This window comes from Nostoc sp., assembly GCF_036917615.1.
GTDB lineage: Bacteria > Cyanobacteriota > Cyanobacteriia > Cyanobacteriales > Nostocaceae > Nostoc.
In genome coordinates, this window is the sequence record NZ_JBALCZ010000027.1 from 338,267 (window position 1) to 358,623 (window position 20,357).

Consider the following 20,357-nt stretch of genomic DNA (forward strand, 5'->3'; position numbering starts at 1 on the left):
AGACATTGCTTCTGGTAAAGACAACCGAATCATGAATGAATAATTCATAATTCCTATCTATTTAGCAAGGAACTAACTCTTCCTCACCCTTGCGATGGGTTTCATCTTTATCCATTTCATCAATGGAAAGATGTTCGTGACCAACTACTCCTGGTTGATTACCTAAAGTAACCAGTTCCCCATCACGTAAGACTAGTGAGCTATCACAAGTTGGGCATGAATAAACTCTATGAGTCCGCCCATAAGAAGAATCTTCTACCTCGTCAACCAATTCTGAATTAGATAGGTAAAAAACGAGGGCACGTTCCGCAAGTTCTGACATTGGTTCGGAATCGACTGCTGAACGAATCTTCAATTTTTTGTGCAACTCTGGCGATAAATACAAAGTGACCTTTTGCTTAGTTTGCGTTTGCATATAACTCTTTAACGGTCTTACCCGGGTATGTATATCAAGTTATCGGTTCTTTTATTGGTTGTCAAGACAGTAAAACGTTTTAACGGCAGTTTCGTTACATTTATTTATATTTGGGACTAGAATGCTGTTGATAACTAGCCATGCCGAGATTTTTGCTGGAACGGGAATTAGCGATGAAGCAATGATTAGCTGACTTAGCTTATTTTTTAATTATTTGGAGCGTAAGCGGATTAAAGTTGAACACCTTTCCGGTTGTAAACAACTGATATCCACAGGAGATGGCAGCGAATGATACTAGCATAGAAAAAAGTGACACTGAGCCGATTACAACACCACTGGCAATAAACAAAGCGATTCCTATCCCAATCAACACCCATCCCAGTGTCCGATTATCGCGCCCACCCCAATTTAGAGCTACTACACCTCCCATACACAGCAAAATTCCAGGTGTGCTGCGTAAGTAGACGCTCACATAAATACTTGTACTTAAAAATGTAATGCCTGCTAGGATTAGTCCTAAACCAATAAGCTTACTGGCAAGGATTACTTGATCTTCATCTTCTTTACTGGTGGTTTTTGGTCGTTTGGCTTACCGACGCAAATTACAGAAAGATTTGGTGGAAATTGCAAAGATGTGTTGGTTTGGAAGTGAAAAAGCTCCAAACTTACCTTGGCTGTCTGAGATGCACTGTACATAAGTTGTGTGATAAAGCACTCTATATAAGTTTCTCTATTGAGAAATAAAAAGATAATGGTAAATATCCTGAATATTATTGAATTTTTAATGAGCGCTCTTTTGGTGGAGTTTATTCAGCAGTTTACGGATTCGGGAATAACTCGTAAATTGGCGAAGGTATTGATCTGAGTTTCTAGTATTTCTATAAAATCAGTGACTTTGGCAAATGCGTAACGTAAATGACTACTGCTAATAAAACCTGTAGTTTGGGGCGAAGAATTTATCGGTTTGCCGCCAGCGTTAGCGGGATCATTGCCCTGTTAATAATCCTGTGGGGTTGTACTGCAAATGATTTTAACGCCAGAGCTATCACATGGAAAACTTATAGCAACTCCCGTTATGGCTTTGAATTTCCATATCCGAGTAACTGGACTTCTTTAGCAGCCCCAGCAAATGATGATGGAATTGCGTTTATTTCACCACAGAACAAAACAGTGGAAATTCGGGGGTGGGCAAGTCAGCAGCTACCAAATTCGATTGTTACAGACCAAGAGTCCGTGAAAAAGATAAATCCTAACTTTCAGACTGCCCAAGGAGTATCTGGAGTGCTGGTTGTAGAGGTTGATCAACAAGTAGGTTCGATGACACTAACACTAATTCAGAATCAAGTAAAATACTACTGGCAGGGACGAAGCAACAGCCAAGAATTTCAAGATTACTATCGTTTGTTTTATTACATTGCCCAGCAGTATCGAATTTCCAAGCCCTGAGTTAGGAGTTAGGAGTTAGGAGTTAGGAGAATTCCTCTCATCTTCCCTCATTTCCCCCTGCTTCTTCTCCCTAAATCTACATCTCCCTCAGAATGATGATTGAGAGGGGACAGAAACCTGATAGATTTAGCTATCAGCGAGTAAAAACTGGTGAAGATGAAAGTCCTGGTTATTGGTGGTGATGGATATTGCGGTTGGGCAACTGCTCTTTACCTTTCCAATCGAGGTTATGAAGTTGGAATTTTAGATAGTTTGGTGCGGCGGCATTGGGATAATGAACTTGGTGTCGAAACTCTCACTCCGATCGCACTAATTCAGCAACGTCTCCAGCGCTGGCAAGATTTGACGGGCAAATCTATCGACTTGTTCATCGGCGATATTACTAACTACGAATTTCTTAATAAAACATTACAGCAATTTCAGCCAAATGCCCTAGTGCATTTTGGTGAACAGCGTTCGGCTCCATTTTCCATGATTGACCGCGAACATGCAGTTCTTACCCAGGTCAATAACGTAGTTGGTACGTTGAACTTGTTGTACGCCATGCGGGAAGATTTTCCCGACTGTCATTTGGTCAAGCTGGGGACAATGGGTGAATACGGTACACCCAACATCGACATAGAAGAAGGGTACATCACCATTGAACACAATGGACGCAAGGATACCCTCCCTTATCCCAAGCAGCCTGGTTCAATGTACCATTTAAGCAAAGTCCATGACAGTCATAACATCCACTTTGCTTGCCGGATTTGGGGATTGCGGGCAACGGATTTAAATCAGGGTGTAGTTTATGGCGTCTTAACCGAAGAAACGGGGATGGACGAACTATTGATTAATCGGCTGGATTACGATGGTGTGTTTGGTACAGCACTGAACCGCTTTTGTATTCAAGCAGCTATTGGACATCCCCTAACCGTCTACGGTAAAGGCGGACAAACTCGCGGATTTTTGGATATTCGGGATACAGTCCGATGTGTGGAATTAGCGATCGCTAACCCTGCCGAGGCTGGTGAATTCCGCGTATTTAACCAATTTACCGAACAATTCAGCGTCGGCGACTTGGCATTGATGGTGAAAAAAGCTGGTAACGCTATGGGATTGAATGTAGAAATCAATCACCTAGATAATCCCAGAGTCGAGAAAGAAGAACATTACTTCAACGCTAAAAACACTAAATTGCTCGATTTAGGTTTACAGCCTCACTTACTCTCTGATTCTCTACTCGATTCTCTGTTAAACTTTGCCATCAAGTATCAAAAACGAGTTGATCACAAGCAAATTCTGCCCAAAGTCTCTTGGCACAGAAGTTAGGGTAAACTCTGCGTGCGGCTAATCACAGAACCTTATTTAACTCAAGTCAGTAATTGGCCTAAAAATGGTCGTCATATATTAGCACAATATGACGACCATTCAATTGTTGTTTATCAGGCATATCGTCCAGCTATTGGTAACTTTGCTGCCACCTACGGTTATTTTGGTGATGAGTTCAGTTTTGACCGCATGAGTTGGATAAAACCTAACTTCCTCTGGATGATGTATCGTTCCAGATGGGGTACAGAAACTGGGCAAGAGGTAGTGTTAGCTATTTGGGTTAAGCGTTCGGCTTTTGATGAAATTTTAGCGGCGGCTGTTGATTCCAGCTACGTTCCAGAACTTTATCCCAATAAAAGTGCATGGCAAAAAGCACTGAAGCACTCACAAGTCCGCCTACAATGGGACCCAGACCATCACCCATCTGGGACAAAATTAGAACGACGCGCTATTCAGTTAGGGTTACGTGGTCAAGTGCTAGCTGCTTACGCCAAAGATTGGATTGTGAACATCGAAGACATCTCGGACTTTGTACAAAAACAGCGGCAAAACATTAAGTCTGAGTGTACAGAATTGATTACACCACGGGAGACAGTTTACTGTGTGTTTGATACCGAAATACAAAAAAAGCTGAGATTATCTGCCTGGACTGAATAGTTTTATATGAGAATTGCCCTATTCACCGAAACCTTTTTACCCAAGGTTGACGGCATTGTTACGCGCCTGCGCCATACCGTTGACCATCTACAGCGCAGTGGTAATCAAGTGCTAGTGATTGCCCCTGATGGAGGCATCACTGAACACAAAGGCGCTAAAGTTTACGGGGTTACTGGCTTTCCTCTGCCATTGTATCCAGAATTGAAAATGGCATTACCCCGTCCAGCCATTGGTTATGTTTTAGAAGAGTTTAAGCCAGATATTATTCATGTCGTGAATCCAGCAGTTTTGGGTTTAGCTGGCATATTTTATAGCAAAATCCTCAGAATCCCCTTGGTAGCGTCTTATCATACCCATTTACCCCAATATCTCCAACATTACGGCTTGGGGATGTTGGAAGGTTTTCTTTGGGAACTGCTGAAAGGCGCTCATAATCAAGCAGCTTTGAATCTGTGTACCTCAACAGCAATGATTGAGGAACTAACGGCACATGGTATTGAACGTGTAGATTTGTGGCAACGTGGGGTAGATACAGAATTATTTCACCCCGATTTAGCTAGTGTACAGATGCGATCGCGCTTATCGCAAAATCATCCAGAAAGTCCATTGCTACTTTACGTTGGGCGGCTTTCCGCTGAAAAAGAAATTGAGCGCATCAAACCAATTTTAGAGGCAATTCCCCAAGCGCGGTTAGCATTGGTTGGGGATGGGCCCCACCGTCAAGCATTGCAAAAACACTTTGCTGGCACAAACACTTATTTTGTTGGGTATCTCATGGGGCAAGAGTTAGGTTCTGCCTTTGCAAGTGCTGATGCCTTTATCTTTCCTTCCCGTACAGAAACACTAGGCTTAGTACTACTAGAAGCAATGGCAGCTGGCTGTCCGGTGGTAGCAGCCCGTTCGGGGGGGATTCCTGATATTGTGACAGATGGGGTAAATGGATATCTTTTTGAGCCAACAGCAGATGTTCAAGGAGCGATCGCTGCTACAATTCGCCTCTTAGAACAAAAACAACAACGAGACATCATCCGTCAAAATGCTCGCCGGGAAGCAGAAAGTTGGGGTTGGGCAGCTGCTACTAGGCAGCTACAAGATTACTACCAAAAGGTGATATTTTCTGAACAGTTGACAAAATAGGGGACTGGGGACTAGGGAAATTAGAGACCTGTTCATCTAGCTCAAAGACTCAATAATGGAGTTCAAAGACTCCAGGACTTACGCAAAATCATGATAAAACGAACCGCAAAGGACGCAAAGGACACAAAGGAATAAGAATTTTAGAGAGTTATTGCATAAGTCCTGGACTCAATTAATGCAGATCAAAGACTTATTAATGAAGCTCAGAACCTCAAACCTCTCAATCCCCAACCCCCAAAATCGTTCGACTGAGCGAAGCCGAAGTCTAAAATCTAAAATTCCCATGACACTCCCCTACCCTGGCAGCGTCTTGGCTACATTAACTGAACTGACTCAAGTTAATCGTACTCACGCCCTACTGCGTCGCGTAAAAGACTTATCTGTTAATGAATTTGTTTGCTTACTCGACTTCATAACTGCTGAGTTCCAGCAATTTCTTAGAGCTATTGAACTGATCAATAATGAAGCTCTAGAAACTATGTTGGAGAAAGTGCTAGAAGCTATCACACTCAAAATTGGTCAGATTCTTCAAGCAGAACACACAGCCATTTTTTTAGTTGACTATGACAAAGGTCAACTGTGGTCAAAAGTTCCTCAAGATAATACTCAAAAATTCTTAGAAATTCGTATTCCCATTACAGTGGGTATCCCCGGTCATGTTGCCAGTACAGGTCAATATCTAAATATATCTGAAACTTATACTCATCCCCTATTTAGCCCAGAACTGGAAAAACAAATGGGCTACAAAATCCATAATATTTTATGTATGCCTGTTATCAGTAGTAAAAACCAGACCGTAGCAGTAGTTCAACTGGCTAATAAAACCGGTAATGTTCCGTTTAATTCTGATGATGAAGAACGTTTTCGAGACTTCGCCGCTTCTATTGGTATTATTCTGGAAAGCTGCCAATCTTTTTATGTAGCAGCTCGCAATCAACGAGGTGCAACGGCTTTGTTGCTGGCAACTCAGACACTGGGGCAAAGTTTGGATTTAGAAGCAACTTTGCAGATAGTCATGGAGCAAGCTCGAATTTTAATGCAAGCAGACCGCAGCACACTGTTTTTATATCGTAAAGAGATGAGCGAACTCTGGACGAAAGTTGCAGCGGCGGCAGATGGCACAAATTTGATAGAAATCCGCATTCCCGCTAACCGTGGTATTGCTGGCTATGTGGCTTCCACTGGTGAAGCCTTAAATATCTCCGATGCTTACAAAGACCCCCGCTTTGACCCGACTACAGATAGAAAAACTGGTTATATAACTCGTAATATCCTATGTTTACCAGTATTTAATTCTGCAAATGAATTGATTGGCGTCACACAATTAATTAATAAGCAACAAAGCAGTTTTACTGCTTCTGATGAAGAATTTATGCGGGCTTTTAATATTCAGGCAGGAATTGCCTTAGAAAATGCTCGCCTGTTTGAAAATGTGCTGTTAGAAAAACAGTATCAAAAAGACATTTTGCAAAGTCTGTCAGATGCTGTGATTTCTACAGATATGGCAGGACGGATTGTCACTATTAATGATGCGGCACTGGAGTTATTGGGTTGTCCGAGAGGAGATGCTAATACTAAGAACAACAAGCTTTTGTGGGAACAAAATTTGATTGGCTGCCTAGTTTGGGAAGTTGTGCCAATTGAAAATCTCCAAATGCGACTAGAAGATAGTTTAAAAACTGGAGCTAAACATTATGTGCCAGAGCAAAGTTTAATGGTGGGACTATACCAAGTGATGAGTGAGGAGTTTGGAGTTAAAAGTGAAACTCAATACGGGCTAAACCATAGCTATCCGCTAACAGGACTTAGGAATCAACATTCAATTTTAGCAGTGCGCGATCGCACTAACCCTGATATTTTCATTCCCTGGAATCAACCCCTGACTCCCCAATCTGAGTTTCTCACCTCTGAACAGGTACAAACATTAGAGCGCAGTATCAATCTTACTGTTAATCCCCTAACTAACCCAGAAGGCGGTGTCCGGGGTGGTTTGGTGGTGTTGGAAGACATTAGTCAAGAAAAACGGATGAAAACTACCATGTCCCGTTACCTGACGCCTCATGTAGCTGAACAAGTTATGGCTCTGGGGGAAGATGCTTTAATGGTGGGCGAACGCAAGGAAGTAACCATCTTGTTTTCTGATATCCGGGATTACACAACACTTACGGAAAATCTCGGTGCAGCTGAGGTGGTATCGCTGCTCAATCAGTATTTTGAAACGATGGTGGAGGCGGTTTTTAACTACGAAGGCACTCTCGATAAATTTATTGGTGATGCCTTGATGGCCGTATTTGGTGCGCCGTTACCATTTACAGAAAATCATGCTTGGAGGGCTGTGCAGTCAGCGTTAGATATGCGACGCCGCCTAGAGGAATTTAACCAACGACGAATTATCCAGACGCAGCCACAAATTCATATTGGCATTGGAATTAGTTCTGGGGATGTGGTTTCGGGTAATATTGGTTCCCGCAAACGGATGGATTATACCATAATTGGAGATAGCGTAAATTTTAGTTCGCGCTTGGAAGCGGTAACTAAGGATTATGGTTGTGATATTCTTTTAAGTGAATTTACTTACCAGCTTTGCAGCGATCGCATTTGGGTGCGCCAGTTAGATAAAATTCGCGTCAAAGGCAAACACCAGGCGGTGAATATCTACGAGTTAATTGGCGATCGCACTACTCCCCTAGATGCCAATACTCAAGAGTTTTTGTTTCACTATCATACTGGACGCTCGGCTTATTTATCACGCAACTTTTCACAAGCGATCGCCTGTTTTCAAGCCGCCAAATGCATCCAACCCCAAGACCAAGCTGTTGATATCCACCTAGAACGGGCGCGTAATTATCAACAAACGCCGCCCCCAGAGTCTTGGGATGGTGTTTGGACAATGCTTACTAAGTAGTCATTAGTCATTAGTCATTGGGCATTGATTATTTACCCTTTGGTCTCCTACTCCCTCATCCCCGCGTTCCTGCGTCTTTTCTTCAACCTTGAACCTCTCCTTGGTCATCCTGAAATGGGTCTTCACCAATTCTTAGCTCTTTTTTTGAGCGTTTTAACTGTTTCCATAGATCCTTGATTTGTTCGTAAGCTGCACCTGGAGGTAGTTTTCCACCTGTTTCTAAGTTGCAAATGTAGCTTACTCGTTGGGCAAATTCCTGTAGATTCGCATTAAAAACCAAGTTTTCTGGCTTTACCTGACCGTAGTAGCGACCACGAGGGTAGAGAAAATCATCCTTGTTCACTATTTTTTTATCCAATTTATTCAATTCACCTTGTGTTTTAATCTTTGAAGCTGAATCACTAGCTAACCTGATCTTTATTTTTGTCAGACTCCGGAAAATCAAATCATCAAACTCCTTTTCCAAATGGTTATGTGGGAATTGGTTGATTCAGATTTTGATATTAGAGGATGAAGCTTGAAGTCCTTTTACGGTAAATGTTACGAAAAAAAATCCCTATCAAGTAACTGGATTATGTTTGACTTTCCTTCGAGTTGTCAATTTATCTCATCTTAATTTATGAAGTTCGGATTGTAATTAACTTCAGTTTAAACCCTGAGTTATAAACTATTAAAACATATCGGTATATCTGATAAATGTTTTCGCTTGCAAAAAATTTTACAAACTAATGAGGGTGAAACTACTTAAGGATATATATTACATACTAAAACAAATTGTCCTCTGTTAAAAGTTAGAGATTGAGTTGTAAATCTTAGGTAACTGGCTACTAAGCAGTTAGTAAGAAGAGACAAGGAAAAAAAGCTGCGGGGTCTATGAGGGAAAATCTTTCCCCTCTGCTGCCTGCTCTCTGCCCCTTTGCCCAATTATCGGCATCCAGCATCCTCTTCAATAATCACCAATGGCTAATAGTTAATAACTAAAGATAAAATGGTGAAGCCTCAAAGGACAACTTTTGTCCATCGCCTAGAACTTTACCTGCCACCATGTTTGTTAATTCCAAGTTATACGAAGGCAAAGCGAAAATTCTTTATACTACGGACAATCCGGAAGTCTTGTTGGCGGATTTTAAGGACGACGCCACAGCGTTTAACGCCCAAAAGCGTGGCAGCATCCAAGGGAAAGGAAAAATTAATTGTAGCATTTCCAGCCAGCTTTTTAAACAGTTGGAGGCAAATGGTATAAAGACTCACTTTATCGACAGCCCTGCCCCGAATCAGATGCGGGTGAAGGCAGTAAAGATTTTACCCTTAGAAGTAGTTATCAGAAATATTGCTGCTGGGAGTCTGTGTCAACAAACAGGGTTACCAGTGGGTACAATTCTGAAACAGCCTTTAGTGGAGTTTTATTACAAAAATGACTCATTAGGAGATCCTTTGTTGACAAGCGATCGCCTGTACCTGCTAGAACTAGCTACTCCGGAACAAGTAGACGCAATTACCCATCTAGCATTGCAAATCAACGAATTTCTCAGTAACTTTTGGCAGGGGTGCGGCATTACTCTAGTAGACTTCAAACTAGAGTTTGGTTTGGACTCACAGCAGCAGTTGCTCTTAGCAGACGAAATTAGCCCTGACACCTGCCGTTTGTGGGATACCAGAGAAGAGGACTCAAACCGCCGGGTAATGGACAAAGACCGCTTTCGCCGGGACTTAGGAAATGTAGAGGATGCCTACCAGGAGGTTTTACAGAGAGTGCTAAAAGCGGTAGAAACTAAAAGTTAAACAGGTAAAAACCAAAAGTTAAGAAGAAATTATATTTGACTTTTGCCTTTTGCCTTTTGCCTTGTAAAGTAAAAAAGCAAAATAAAAAAATTATGTTTTGAGTTTTACCTTTGGCATTAGGGCATTATTGCCTTGTGATGGTGTGTGTGGTCGTGAAGAGGAATCATAAGTAAAATGCGTTTATCTCCCGTATTGCTGGCAGCAGTAGCAATTGCAGTCCCTTTGGGCGTCTCATTGAGTGCAAATGCAGAAACCGCCAACAGTTCAAAACAGACAACAGAAGTTTTGACACTAGAAACAAATCAGCAGCCAGAAAAGGACACTGGTCAGAGTAACTCTAGTAAAAGTCTAGAATCTCGACCTCAACCCACAAGGGTTATAGAGGCGGAGCGTCCCCAATCCCGTGTTGTCGCAGTTTACCCTGCCAATCCAGCAGCAATGACGACATCAGAGGTAATAGTGCCAACCTCCACAACGCCAAAAACTGCACAAGCCCCTCAAATCAATCCCAACCTTACTCAACAGCCATCTCCCGCCCCGGACATCCCACCTCCAGATATTCAACAACCAACGCTTTCCCCAACTCCTGAGACAACTCCAGTCCCAGAAAATGTCAATCCACCGACAACGGAACCTTTATTACCCACAACTCCACAACCATCAGCCGCTCCAGACATTCCCCCCCCAGGTAATCAACAACCAACGCTTTCCCCAACTCCTGAGACAACTCCAGTCCCAGAAAATGTTAATCCACCGACAACGGAACCTTTATTACCCACAACTCCACAACCATCAGCCGCTCCAGACATTCCCCTCCCAGGTAGTCAACAAAGAACACCTACCCCACGTCCAGGCGCTACTCCAAGTCCACAGAATGTTAACCCGCCGACAACTCCGGGAAATACTCAACCCAACACAGCCCCAGAAGCGAATGACCCCCGCGTACTAGTGTCGGAAGTACTAGTTAGATCACAGGCTGGACAACTATCACCAGAACTGGAAGACCAAGTTTACAGAGTAATTCGTACCCAACCAGGACGAACCACAACTCGCAGCCAACTGCAAGAAGATATTAATGCCATTTTTGGTACTGGCTTCTTCTCCAACGTCCAAGCAGCGCCAGAAGATACCCCCTTGGGAGTACGAGTGAGCTTTGTTGTACAGCCTAACCCCGTCCTCAGCAAGGTACAAGTGCAAGCCAATCCTGGCACTGGTGTTGCTTCCGTACTACCAGCTAATACTGTAGATGAAGTCTTTCGTGAACAGTATGGCAAAATCCTCAACTTGCGTGACTTGCAGGAAGGCATCAAGCAGTTAAACAAGCGGTATCAAGACCAAGGTTACGTGTTAGCCAACGTGATTGGAGCGCCACAAGTCTCTGAAAACGGAGTTGTTACCTTGCAAGTAGCAGAAGGTGTAGTAGAAAACATTAGAGTCCGGTTCCGCAATAAAGATGGTCAAGAGACAGACGAGAAGGGACAACCAATTCGCGGACGGACGCAAGATTACATTATTACACGAGAATTAGAATTAAAACCAGGACAAGTATTCAACCGCAACACGGTGCAAAAAGACCTACAGCGCGTGTATGGACTGGGACTATTTGAAGATGTGAATGTCTCTCTTGACCCTGGTACTGACCCCAGTAAGGTAGATGTAGTAGTGAATGTAGCTGAACGGAGCAGCGGTTCTATTGCGGCTGGGGCAGGGATTAGTTCTGCTAGCGGACTTTTTGGCACAGTTAGCTATCAACAGCAAAACCTGAACGGTAGGAACCAAAAACTGGGGACAGAAATACAGGTGGGAGAACGGGAACTGCTGTTTGACATCCGGTTTACAGACCCCTGGATCGCGGGAGATCCTTACCGGACTTCTTACACAACCAATATTTTTCGTCGCAGTTCGATTTCTTTGATTTTTGATGGCAAAGATGAAGATATTAGGACGTTTGACCCAGATAATCCCACTAATACAAATTCTCAGGATCGCCCCCGGATTCTCCGTCTAGGTGGTGGTGTCACCTTTACCCGTCCCCTGTCTGCCAATCCCTACAAAACTTCGGTCTGGACTGCCTCAGCGGGTTTACAGTATCAACGAGTTTCTGCCCGTGATGCTGATGGGAATCTCAGAAAAACAGGAGCAGTATTTAATGATGATAACGGCATCCGCACCAGTGATGAAATTCCACTGACTTTATCTAGCAGCGGTCAAGACGATTTACTACTGCTGCAACTGGGGGCACAGCGCGATCTCCGGAATAACCCCCTGCAACCCACCAGTGGTTCTTATCTCCGCTTCGGGGTTGATCAGTCGGTTCCTATCGGGTTAGGCAACATTTTCCTCACCAGATTCCGGGGTAGCTACAGCCAATATTTACCCATCAAGCTGATTAGCCTCACCAAAGGGGCACAAACCTTAGCATTTAACCTGCAAGCAGGAACCATCTTCGGTGACTTGCCTCCCTACGAAGCTTTTACCCTTGGCGGTAGCAACTCCGTCCGGGGTTATGAAGAAGGAGCATTAGGTAGTGGACGCTCTTATGTGCAAGCATCAGTTGAGTATCGGTTCCCAGTTTTTTCTGTAGTCAGCGGCGCACTATTTTTTGATGTCGGCAGTGACCTGGGAACTAGTACCAGGGCTGCTGAAGTCCTGAACAAAAACGGCAGTGGCTTCGGCTATGGTCTTGGCGTTCGCGTCCAGTCTCCACTGGGGCCAATTCGTATTGACTATGGTATCAACAATGACGGTGATAGCAGGATTAATTTCGGTATTGGTGAAAGGTTTTAACCAGTTAGGAGTTAGAAGTTAGGAGTTATGAGTTTTAATTCCTCACTCCTCACTCTTAACTCATAACTTTTTGGGATTAGCTTGCTAATTTTTACATTTACCTCAATACTGTTCCGATAAAGGGATTAATGACATTTTTAAGGAAATATCAGGGATTTTACCAAAACAGACGATGAACAATACTAAACGAAATATATTGACTTTTCGGCTATGCAACAGCACACTTTAGCAGCCCAAATCACTCAAACTGGAGTGGGACTGCATAGCGGTGTGAATACCCAGGTGCGGATACTACCAGCTCAGGCGGGAAGTGGACGCTACTTTGTGCGGGTGGATTTACCGGATTTGCCGATCATTCCAGCCCAAGTTGCGGCAGTTAGTCACACTGTTCTCTCAACTCAGTTGGGCAAGGGTGAAGTATATGTTCGTACGGTAGAGCATTTGTTGGCAGCACTTTCTGGTATGGGTGTGGATAATGCCCGCATTGAAATTGATGGCCCAGAAGTTCCACTTTTGGATGGTTCAGCAAGTGTGTGGACAGCCAACATTGCCCAAGTTGGCTTAGTATCACAACCTGTTAACAACCAAGTTCCCTTGGCTGTTACAGAACCAATATGGGTCTATGAAGGGGATGCTTTTGTATCTGCCCTCCCAGCACCAGAAACCCGCTTTAGTTACGGTATTGATTTTGACCTGCCTGCCATTGGTAATCAATGGCACAGTTGGTCACTAGCCGCTGAACTAGGAAACGCTTCTGCTAGCTTTGCTACGGAAATCGCTCCTGCGCGGACTTTTGGGTTACTGCATCAAATTGAACACTTGCAAAAAACAGGGCTAATTAAAGGTGGCAGTTTGGATAATGCACTGGTTTGTGGACCAGAAGGCTGGCTAAATCCACCATTGAGATTTGCAAATGAGCCAGTCCGTCATAAAATCTTGGATTTAGTAGGAGATTTAAGTTTACTAGGAACTTTTCCTAGTGCTCATTTCTTAGCGTATAAAGCCAGTCACAATTTACACATTCAACTGGCTCAAAGAATTTTAGATTTTGGATTGGATCTAAAGCCTAAAATCCTGAATTATTAAGGCTTTCGATATACGCCTGCCTACTCAACTTTCAGATGAAAAATCAACTACACGGCCAATGTCAATCCTCAGTGAAGTGAATACCATCGATACGACTACACCTACATCTACCGAACCACAGGCTATAAATGAGACTACAATCAGCTCTGAGATTAAAACAACTTTTACATCTGAAGAAATTCAGAAATTGCTACCCCATCGCTACCCATTTTTACTTGTAGACAAAATAATTGACTACGTTCCAGGTAAAAAAGCTGTTGGCGTTAAAAATGTCACTATTAACGAACCCCATTTCCAAGGACATTTCCCTGGACGTCCACTGATGCCAGGGGTGCTAATTGTCGAAGCAATGGCACAAGTCGGGGGCATTGTCCTGACTCAAATGTCTCCGGAAGAAGACGGACTGTTCGTTTTCGCTGGTATCGATAAAGTCCGCTTTCGCCGCCAGGTCGTACCGGGGGATCAACTAGTAATGACGTTGGAACTGTTATGGGTAAAACAACGTCGTTTCGGTAAGATGCAAGGTCGTGCCGAAGTTGATGGTCAACTTGCTTCTGAAGGGGAATTAATGTTTTCTCTAGTTAACTAAAAGTTTGCTTTCGTGGTCTGGGCATAGCCGTGAAATGCCCCTACTGAATCCTGAAAAAGGATAACAGGAAAAAAAATCCACAACAGCATCTGATAATTTCTTGATTTTTGACGCCCTCTCTACGAGACGCACTCGCGAACACACTTAACTTGCTTTGCCCGACACTTTCGTTCACTGAAATACTTCACGCTCAACAATGCCAGTCGCCTCGATGGGACGGCAGTCGGTATAACCCTCTTAACCAGAGTAACGCACTGCTTCATAAACCCCTTCTGGCACTGGCTTATCAAGACAGTTCTGGAGATTCACCCTTGAAAACGCTAATTCATCCAACTGCTGTAATTCATCCGAAATCGGAACTTCACCATACAGTGCAAGTCGGTGCCTATGCTGTGATTGGAGCGCATGTCAAAGTGGGCCCTGAAACAATAATCGGCGCTCATGCAGTGCTAGAGGGACCTTGTGAAATTGGGGCGCAAAATCAGATTTTTACAGGTGCAGCCATCGGCATGGAACCCCAGGATCTCAAGTTTGTGGGAGAACCAACCTGGGTCAAAATTGGTGATCACAACTTGATTCGTGAGTACGTTACCATTAACCGTGCTACCGGTGCCGGTGAAGCGACGGTAATTGGTGATGGTAATCTGCTGATGGCTTATGTCCATGTGGCTCATAACTGCGTGATTGAAGACCAAGTAGTGATTGCTAACTCTGTGGCGTTGGCAGGTCATGTCCATATAGAGTCACGCGCTAGACTGAGTGGGGTTTTAGGTGTCCATCAATTTGTGCATATTGGTAGACAGGCAATGGTGGGAGGTATGGCACGTATTGACCGGGATGTCGCCCCATATATGCTAGTGGAGGGAAATCCGGCGCGGGTACGAACCCTCAACCTTGTCGGACTTAAACGCTCTGGTATGGACTCAGCAGATTTGCAAATGCTGAAAAAAGCCTTCCGCATTCTCTACCGTTCTGATTTGTCATTTAAGGATGCCTTGGAACAACTGGAACTGTTAGGGGATAGCGAAGAATTGCAGTATCTGCGCCGCTTTCTGCTACTTTCTCAGATGCCAGGAAGGCGTGGGTTGATTCCCGGTAAGGGGAAAAAAAGCGCCAGTGATGAATCGTGAATTATAAGTTATGAGTTATGAGTTATGAGTTAATGAATTAAATTTTTAACTCCTAACTCCTAACTATTCACTCCTCACTTTTAAGTTTTTACTAATTACCAATTATCAAATGCGGATATTTATCAGCACTGGCGAAGTATCTGGCGATTTGCAAGGGTCGCTGCTAATTACAGCGCTGAAGCGTCAAGCTGTGACGATTGGGTTGGAATTAAAGATTGTGGCGCTGGGTGGCGAAAAAATGGTAGAGGCTGGGGCAATTCTGCTGGGAAATACCAGTAGTATTGGCTCAGTGGGTATTCAAGAAGGGCTGCCTTATGTTTTACCGACTTTTCAAGTGCAACGACGGGCGATCGCTTCCCTAAAGCAAGATCCACCTGATTTAGTGGTGCTGATCGATTACATGAGTCCGAATATCGGAATTGGGACTTACATGAAACAGCATTTGCCAGATGTGCCTGTGGTATATTACATCGCTCCCCAAGAGTGGGCTTGGTCAGTCAATTTCCGTAGGACTAACAGGATTGTTGGCTTTACAGACAAGCTGTTGGCAATCTTCCCACAAGAAGCCCGTTACTTTCGAGAACAAGGGGCAAAAGTTATTTGGGTAGGACATCCTTTGGTTGACCGAATGCAAGACGCTCCCAGTCGCCAAGCAGCGCGTGCAACACTAGGAATTGCACCAGAACAGATTGCGATCGCACTCCTCCCTGCCTCTCGCCACCAAGAACTCAAATATCTTTTACCAATTATTTTTCAAGCTGCCCAAACTATTCAAGCTAAATTACCTAAAGTTCATTTTTGGATTCCCCTATCTTTGGAAGTCTATAAACAGCCAATTGAGGAGGCTATTGAGCGTTACGGTTTGCAGGCTACAGTTGTATCAGGTCAACAAATGGAAGTTTTTGCTGCGGCCGATTTAGCGATTAGCAAATCTGGTACTGTCAACCTGGAACTTGCTCTGTTAAATGTGCCGCAAGTTGTAGTTTACCGCCTAAGTTCCCTGACTGCTTGGATAGCTCGTAAAATCCTCAAAGGTTCCATAACCTTCGCATCGCCACCCAATTTAGTAGTGATGAAGCCGATTGTGCCAGAATTTTTACAAGAGCAAGCCACACCAGAGAATATTATCCAAGCAGCGATGGAACTACTACTCAATCCCAGTCGTAGAGAGCAAACTTTGCTAGATTATCAGGAAATGCGGCGGAGTTTAGGAGAAGTTGGAGTGTGCGATCGCGCTGCTCAAGAAATTTTGCAAATGCGACCAAATAATTCTTGATGAGGCTCTTCCGACGCTGGATGACTCGCTCTAAGCGTACCCCTTCGGGGAAGCAAGCTACGCGTAGCGTCTCTAAAAGTTGCCATGCCGTTGGCGCAGCCTCTCCAAGAGAAGGCTTTACGCTGCGCTATCACTAACATTGCGCTAACGTAATTCGTAATTCGTAATCAAAAATAGAGAATCAATTAGTTTATTTATGAGTAAAATTAAGTCCGAAGCATCTGTTTTTGCCAGAAGCTGCATTTATCCATAAGGTAATTACAAATTACGTTAGCGTAGCGGTAGCGAGTCCGTGAGCGTCATTATTAATTACGAATTATGTTGAGGTGTCATGGCTCATGAGATGAGAAAACAACGAGCGATCGCAGTTGACTTATTCGCCGGTGCGGGCGGTATGACTCTTGGCTTTGAACAAGCTGGCTTTGATGTGTTGGCGTCTGTGGAAATTGACCCGATCCACTGTGCAACACATGAGTTTAACTTCCCTTTTTGCTCAGTGTTATGTAAAAGTGTTGTGGATACAACCGGGGAAGAAATTAGAAGTTTATCCTCTATAGGTAATAGAGAAATTGATGTGGTATTTGGCGGGCCACCTTGCCAAGGCTTTTCATTGATAGGTAAACGTTTTTTTGATGACCCTAGAAACTCTTTAGTTTTTCATTTTATAAGATTAGTTTTGGAGTTACAGCCAAAGGTTTTTGTTCTTGAAAATGTCAAAGGAATGACTATAGGCAAGCATAAAGAGTTTATTGCAGAGATAATCAATCGTTTTGAGCAGAATGGCTACAAATTACAAAAAAATTATAAAGTTTTAAATGCTGCTGAATATAGCGTGCCCCAAAATCGCGAAAGATTATTTTTGATGGGTTGCCGTCAGGACTTAGAATTACCAAATTATCCATGTCCAATTACGAAACTAGCAAAAGCAAATAAATCTATTTATGCTGTTGAGCTTCCACCAAGTCCTACTGTTTGGGATGCCATTAAAGACCTTCCTGAAGTAGAAAACTACGTAGAATTATATAAAAAAGACTGGATATTTGCAGATTTTAGTAAGCCAAGTAATTACGGTAGGCAACTTCGTAACCTTGAGAAGGCAGAAAATGACTATTCTTATGAACGCACTTATGACTCTAGAATACTTACGTCGAGTTTAAGAACAAAGCATATTCTTACAACTATCAAAAGATTTGAGTTGACTCCTCACGGTGAAATAGAACCAATAAGTCGCTTTTATAAGCTCGATCCTCAAGGAATATCCAATACCTTAAGAGCAGGAACTGCTAGTAATAGAGGAGCTTTTACTTCTCCTAGACCAATACATCCATTTACCCCCAGATGTATTACTGTACGTGAAGCTGCGCGTTTACATTCTTATCCAGATTGGTTTAGATTTCATATCACTAAATGGCATGGCTTTAGACAAATTGGAAACTCAGTACCACCCCTTTTAGCTAAAGCAGTAGCACTAGAAATTATTAAAATATTAGGTATAAAACCATATAAACCTCTGCTCATAAGAGATTTAGGAGATGTTTTTTTACTGACATTTAATATGACACAATCTTCTAAATACTATTTTTTTAACTCACAGGTTATAGAACCTAGAAGAAAAAAGTTTGAGATTACATCTCATGCTTCCACATACTAGAAAACACAAAAAAACATAGTACAAAAAACTAGATTTTATAAAAAACCTAAAAAGTTAGTTAGTAAATTCAGATTAATTTATTCAGTTGATTTTTAATTCCTACTTTTTATTTTTTCAAAGTATTTCGTAGTTCCCTTTGTCTTAGAGTATAAACCAAGAGATACAATCGCATTAACATCATCATGGGCAATTTCAAAAACATTATTGAAAAAATCATAATTGATTATCCAAATATCAGAAAAGAGATATTTAAAAACCATTTTTTTGCAAATTATTTAAGAAATGAAGTCCCTAATTTATTAAATGATCAACTCGCTCTTTCAGATGTTTACAATATAAAATCTTCACCAGGAAATGGTTCATGGGCTTGGCTCCCTTGGATTGCAGTTTTTAATAAAACCATTACTGATAGTGTTACATCTGGGATTTTCTTAGTCTATCTTTTTAGTGCAGATTGTTCAGGTGTTTATTTATCACTTAGTCAAGGTTCAGCTTCTAAGAAAAAAATCTATGGTCTTCCAGGTTCTAGAGAATTTCTAAGAAGCCAAGCAAGTTTATTGAGAGGTCTAGTGCTCAATAAACCTAATTTTGATATTTTTGAGAAAATTGATCTAAAACTAGAAGTAATTCCTAAAGATCCATCGGGAGGCAAAAATCGTACCAATTTTTGTTGTCTGGCTTCTTCTAAAGCTTTAATTGCGCCAGATGGACTAAAAATGGTGTCGAGTTCTTCAGAAGAAGAAAGGCGATGCAACTGCCACAAATCGAGATAATCTGTATTCAGACGTTTAAGCGATCGCTCCAATTCTCGCCATGCACCATCCCGATCTCTTTGATCAGTCTTGCTTGCTAGAAACAGCTTTGAGCGATGGGGTGGTAGCACTTTGCCTAAATAATCTTCACTCGGTCCATAACTAGCCGCAGTATCAAAGTAACGAAAGCCAAGTTCCAGCGCTCTTTGAATAATTGCCGCAGCATCACCTTCTTTTCCTTCCCAGGATAGCGGCGTTTGTCCTGCTCCTCCTAAGCCGAAGATAGGTAGATTTACTTCCGTGCGTCCCAGCACCCGTTCTGGCATGGTTGCTGGCGGTGTTGCGGTGTTGGTAGTATTTTGCTGTAAAGCATTAGTTGTCACAATACCTCCTGTCACAGCAATGCTGGTAATTAGGAAATTACGCCGCGTCTTTCCTTCTGTCATGATTGGCTTAGGGGGCGATATTACTTTTATTCTAATATCTTAGCTAGGGAGAATTAATTTGATAAAGCAAAATTACTGATAGATCAGGAACACTCCGAAAGCGCTGATCATTGGTTAGAAAATTAGAGCATTGAGTCAACAGTGCTGTCGCTGCATGGATAGCATCTGTAGCAATCCGATTTGATTTTTGAAAAAGTCTAAGTATATGTAGGGTGTATTATTTCGTAGGATAACGCACTGAAACTTTCGGGTGGTGCGTTAGCCTTTGGCGTAACGCACCACCAGTTGCTACAACGGATAGCGTCCCTTGCGCGTCTCGTAGAGAAGCGGTAGCGAGTCATCTCCCTACAGCCCTTTGGGCATCCTACGGCAGGCGTTAGCCTCTCACGAATGGGAGAAGGGGAGACGATGCCGCGCAACGAGCGTCGGGAACCTCCGCAACGCACTTGCTTCCCTACGTATATTTTAAAAATCAAATTATTAGTTCCTATGGTAATTTGATGTTAATTCTGGCACGGAGTTGAGCAGCTTCAATTGATGCGTTACTCGTGAACGACATGCTTTTTCATTGCATGAACGTCAAGCTTGCTTTAATCATTAAGAAAGTAAATTTTCACTTATATTAAGTTAGGAGAGTATTGCTACTCTCCTTTTGTCTTTGCTTAAATCTGCTCAAATTAATGCTCAAATAATAGCCTGTTTGAAACTAAAAACTCCGATTCAGGTCGCTATTTAACTTAGAGGTTGTTTGAAAAGTCTAATTTATTACTTGCTTTGGCGGCTGGAAATCGCGGCTACACGAGACTTTACCCACCTACATGGGTTAAAAATCTTGATTTTTTATTAGTCCACGGAGGTGGACTTTGCTTGTGTAGTAGCAAATTCTATTCGGCCAATACGTGCGATTCGTTGATTAGTAAATCACGGTAACCAGTCCGTAAATAGCTAATCCAGCCCGACAGCAGATTACTGTCACTAAAGGCTGAA

At 42.8% G+C, this 20,357-nt stretch carries 17 protein-coding genes and 2 pseudogenes; 13 read left to right on the forward strand and 6 right to left on the reverse strand.

The window, feature by feature from the left end; translation table 11 throughout:
- Nucleotides 1-61: 61 nt before the first annotated feature.
- The 3 genes from V7K85_RS11065 to V7K85_RS11075 form a co-directional block, all read right to left on the reverse strand.
- Nucleotides 62-415: a hypothetical protein gene (locus tag V7K85_RS11065; RefSeq protein WP_334813487.1), complete on the reverse strand. Its 354-nt coding sequence runs from the start codon at nucleotides 413-415 to the stop codon at nucleotides 62-64.
- A gap of 199 nt (nucleotides 416-614) precedes the next feature.
- Complete coding sequence (locus V7K85_RS11070; protein WP_334813488.1) at nucleotides 615-887, reverse strand: hypothetical protein; 273 nt, start codon at nucleotides 885-887, stop codon at nucleotides 615-617.
- Between the two features lie 71 nt (nucleotides 888-958).
- Nucleotides 959-1,111, reverse strand: coding sequence for a hypothetical protein (locus V7K85_RS11075; RefSeq protein WP_334813490.1), 153 nt, complete (start codon nucleotides 1,109-1,111; stop codon nucleotides 959-961).
- Nucleotides 1,112-1,330: 219 nt separating this feature from the next.
- Between V7K85_RS11075 and V7K85_RS11080 the strand changes: the two genes are divergently transcribed.
- The 5 genes from V7K85_RS11080 to V7K85_RS11100 all read left to right on the forward strand — a co-directional run bounded on the left by V7K85_RS11080 (nucleotide 1,331) and on the right by V7K85_RS11100 (nucleotide 7,871).
- Nucleotides 1,331-1,861 (forward strand): hypothetical protein, encoded by a 531-nt coding sequence (locus V7K85_RS11080; RefSeq protein ID WP_334813492.1) that lies wholly within the window; start codon nucleotides 1,331-1,333, stop codon nucleotides 1,859-1,861.
- Nucleotides 1,862-2,017: 156 nt separating this feature from the next.
- A complete protein-coding gene (locus V7K85_RS11085; RefSeq protein ID WP_334813545.1) occupies nucleotides 2,018-3,172 on the forward strand; it encodes an NAD-dependent epimerase/dehydratase family protein in 1,155 nt (384 codons plus the stop codon).
- A 12-nt stretch (nucleotides 3,173-3,184) separates the two neighbouring features.
- Nucleotides 3,185-3,829, forward strand: a complete 645-nt coding sequence (locus tag V7K85_RS11090; protein WP_334813494.1) for a DUF4291 domain-containing protein — start codon at nucleotides 3,185-3,187, stop codon at nucleotides 3,827-3,829.
- A gap of 6 nt (nucleotides 3,830-3,835) precedes the next feature.
- Nucleotides 3,836-4,966 carry a glycosyltransferase family 4 protein gene (locus V7K85_RS11095; protein ID WP_334813496.1) on the forward strand — a complete coding sequence of 377 codons (1,131 nt, stop codon included), beginning with the start codon at nucleotides 3,836-3,838 and terminating at the stop codon, nucleotides 4,964-4,966.
- Between the two features lie 283 nt (nucleotides 4,967-5,249).
- Complete coding sequence (locus V7K85_RS11100) at nucleotides 5,250-7,871, forward strand: GAF domain-containing protein (protein ID WP_334813498.1); 2,622 nt, start codon at nucleotides 5,250-5,252, stop codon at nucleotides 7,869-7,871.
- A gap of 82 nt (nucleotides 7,872-7,953) precedes the next feature.
- Here the strand turns inward: V7K85_RS11100 and V7K85_RS11105 are convergent, their stop codons facing one another.
- The gene (locus tag V7K85_RS11105) at nucleotides 7,954-8,229 is read right to left on the reverse strand and encodes a DUF7219 family protein (RefSeq protein ID WP_334813500.1); all 276 of its coding nucleotides are present in this window, start codon (nucleotides 8,227-8,229) and stop codon (nucleotides 7,954-7,956) included.
- 686 nt (nucleotides 8,230-8,915) lie between these two features.
- Here V7K85_RS11105 and purC point away from each other — a divergent pair.
- From purC to V7K85_RS36465, 8 genes and pseudogenes are all read left to right on the forward strand, one after another.
- Nucleotides 8,916-9,653 (forward strand): phosphoribosylaminoimidazolesuccinocarboxamide synthase, encoded by a 738-nt coding sequence (gene purC, locus V7K85_RS11110; RefSeq protein WP_334813502.1) that lies wholly within the window; start codon nucleotides 8,916-8,918, stop codon nucleotides 9,651-9,653.
- Nucleotides 9,654-9,827: 174 nt separating this feature from the next.
- A complete protein-coding gene (locus tag V7K85_RS11115) occupies nucleotides 9,828-12,440 on the forward strand; it encodes a BamA/TamA family outer membrane protein (RefSeq protein WP_334813504.1) in 2,613 nt (870 codons plus the stop codon).
- A 210-nt stretch (nucleotides 12,441-12,650) separates the two neighbouring features.
- Nucleotides 12,651-13,526, forward strand: a complete 876-nt coding sequence (gene lpxC, locus V7K85_RS11120; RefSeq protein ID WP_334813506.1) for a UDP-3-O-acyl-N-acetylglucosamine deacetylase — start codon at nucleotides 12,651-12,653, stop codon at nucleotides 13,524-13,526.
- A gap of 58 nt (nucleotides 13,527-13,584) precedes the next feature.
- Entirely contained in the window at nucleotides 13,585-14,115 is a 531-nt protein-coding gene (gene fabZ / locus V7K85_RS11125) for a 3-hydroxyacyl-ACP dehydratase FabZ (RefSeq protein WP_334813508.1), read from the forward strand.
- 311 nt (nucleotides 14,116-14,426) lie between these two features.
- Nucleotides 14,427-15,245, forward strand: a complete 819-nt coding sequence (lpxA, locus tag V7K85_RS11130) for an acyl-ACP--UDP-N-acetylglucosamine O-acyltransferase (protein WP_334813546.1) — start codon at nucleotides 14,427-14,429, stop codon at nucleotides 15,243-15,245.
- A 109-nt stretch (nucleotides 15,246-15,354) separates the two neighbouring features.
- A complete protein-coding gene (lpxB, locus tag V7K85_RS11135; protein WP_334813510.1) occupies nucleotides 15,355-16,521 on the forward strand; it encodes a lipid-A-disaccharide synthase in 1,167 nt (388 codons plus the stop codon).
- Between the two features lie 331 nt (nucleotides 16,522-16,852).
- Nucleotides 16,853-18,172 (forward strand): DNA cytosine methyltransferase, encoded by a 1,320-nt coding sequence (locus V7K85_RS11140; protein WP_334813512.1) that lies wholly within the window; start codon nucleotides 16,853-16,855, stop codon nucleotides 18,170-18,172.
- Nucleotides 18,173-18,354: 182 nt separating this feature from the next.
- Nucleotides 18,355-18,729: pseudogene (locus V7K85_RS36465) on the forward strand (MrcB family domain-containing protein); the annotation flags it as partial.
- Nucleotides 18,730-18,824: 95 nt separating this feature from the next.
- Here the strand turns inward: V7K85_RS36465 and V7K85_RS11145 are convergent.
- Together V7K85_RS11145 and V7K85_RS36470 are read right to left on the reverse strand one after the other, a co-directional pair.
- Nucleotides 18,825-19,370 (reverse strand): annotated as a pseudogene (locus V7K85_RS11145) (aldo/keto reductase); the annotation flags it as partial.
- A gap of 43 nt (nucleotides 19,371-19,413) precedes the next feature.
- Nucleotides 19,414-19,575, reverse strand: coding sequence for a PIN domain-containing protein (locus tag V7K85_RS36470; RefSeq protein ID WP_442940575.1), 162 nt, complete (start codon nucleotides 19,573-19,575; stop codon nucleotides 19,414-19,416).
- Nucleotides 19,576-20,357 lie beyond the last annotated feature (782 nt).

Bases quoted from the DNA above. Each gene is read 5' to 3' on its own strand.
- V7K85_RS11065 (WP_334813487.1), bottom strand. From the start codon at position 415: ATGCAAACGCAAACTAAGCAAAAGGTCACTTTGTATTTATCGCCAGAG.
- V7K85_RS11075 (WP_334813490.1), bottom strand. From the start codon at position 1,111: ATGTACAGTGCATCTCAGACAGCCAAGGTAAGTTTGGAGCTTTTTCAC.
- V7K85_RS11080 (WP_334813492.1), top strand. From the start codon at position 1,331: ATGACTACTGCTAATAAAACCTGTAGTTTGGGGCGAAGAATTTATCGG.
- V7K85_RS11085 (WP_334813545.1), top strand. From the start codon at position 2,018: ATGAAAGTCCTGGTTATTGGTGGTGATGGATATTGCGGTTGGGCAACT.
- V7K85_RS11095 (WP_334813496.1), top strand. From the start codon at position 3,836: ATGAGAATTGCCCTATTCACCGAAACCTTTTTACCCAAGGTTGACGGC.
- V7K85_RS11100 (WP_334813498.1), top strand. From the start codon at position 5,250: ATGACACTCCCCTACCCTGGCAGCGTCTTGGCTACATTAACTGAACTG.
- purC (WP_334813502.1), top strand. From the start codon at position 8,916: ATGTTTGTTAATTCCAAGTTATACGAAGGCAAAGCGAAAATTCTTTAT.
- V7K85_RS11115 (WP_334813504.1), top strand. From the start codon at position 9,828: ATGCGTTTATCTCCCGTATTGCTGGCAGCAGTAGCAATTGCAGTCCCT.
- lpxC (WP_334813506.1), top strand. From the start codon at position 12,651: ATGCAACAGCACACTTTAGCAGCCCAAATCACTCAAACTGGAGTGGGA.
- fabZ (WP_334813508.1), top strand. From the start codon at position 13,585: ATGTCAATCCTCAGTGAAGTGAATACCATCGATACGACTACACCTACA.
- lpxB (WP_334813510.1), top strand. From the start codon at position 15,355: ATGCGGATATTTATCAGCACTGGCGAAGTATCTGGCGATTTGCAAGGG.
- V7K85_RS11140 (WP_334813512.1), top strand. From the start codon at position 16,853: ATGGCTCATGAGATGAGAAAACAACGAGCGATCGCAGTTGACTTATTC.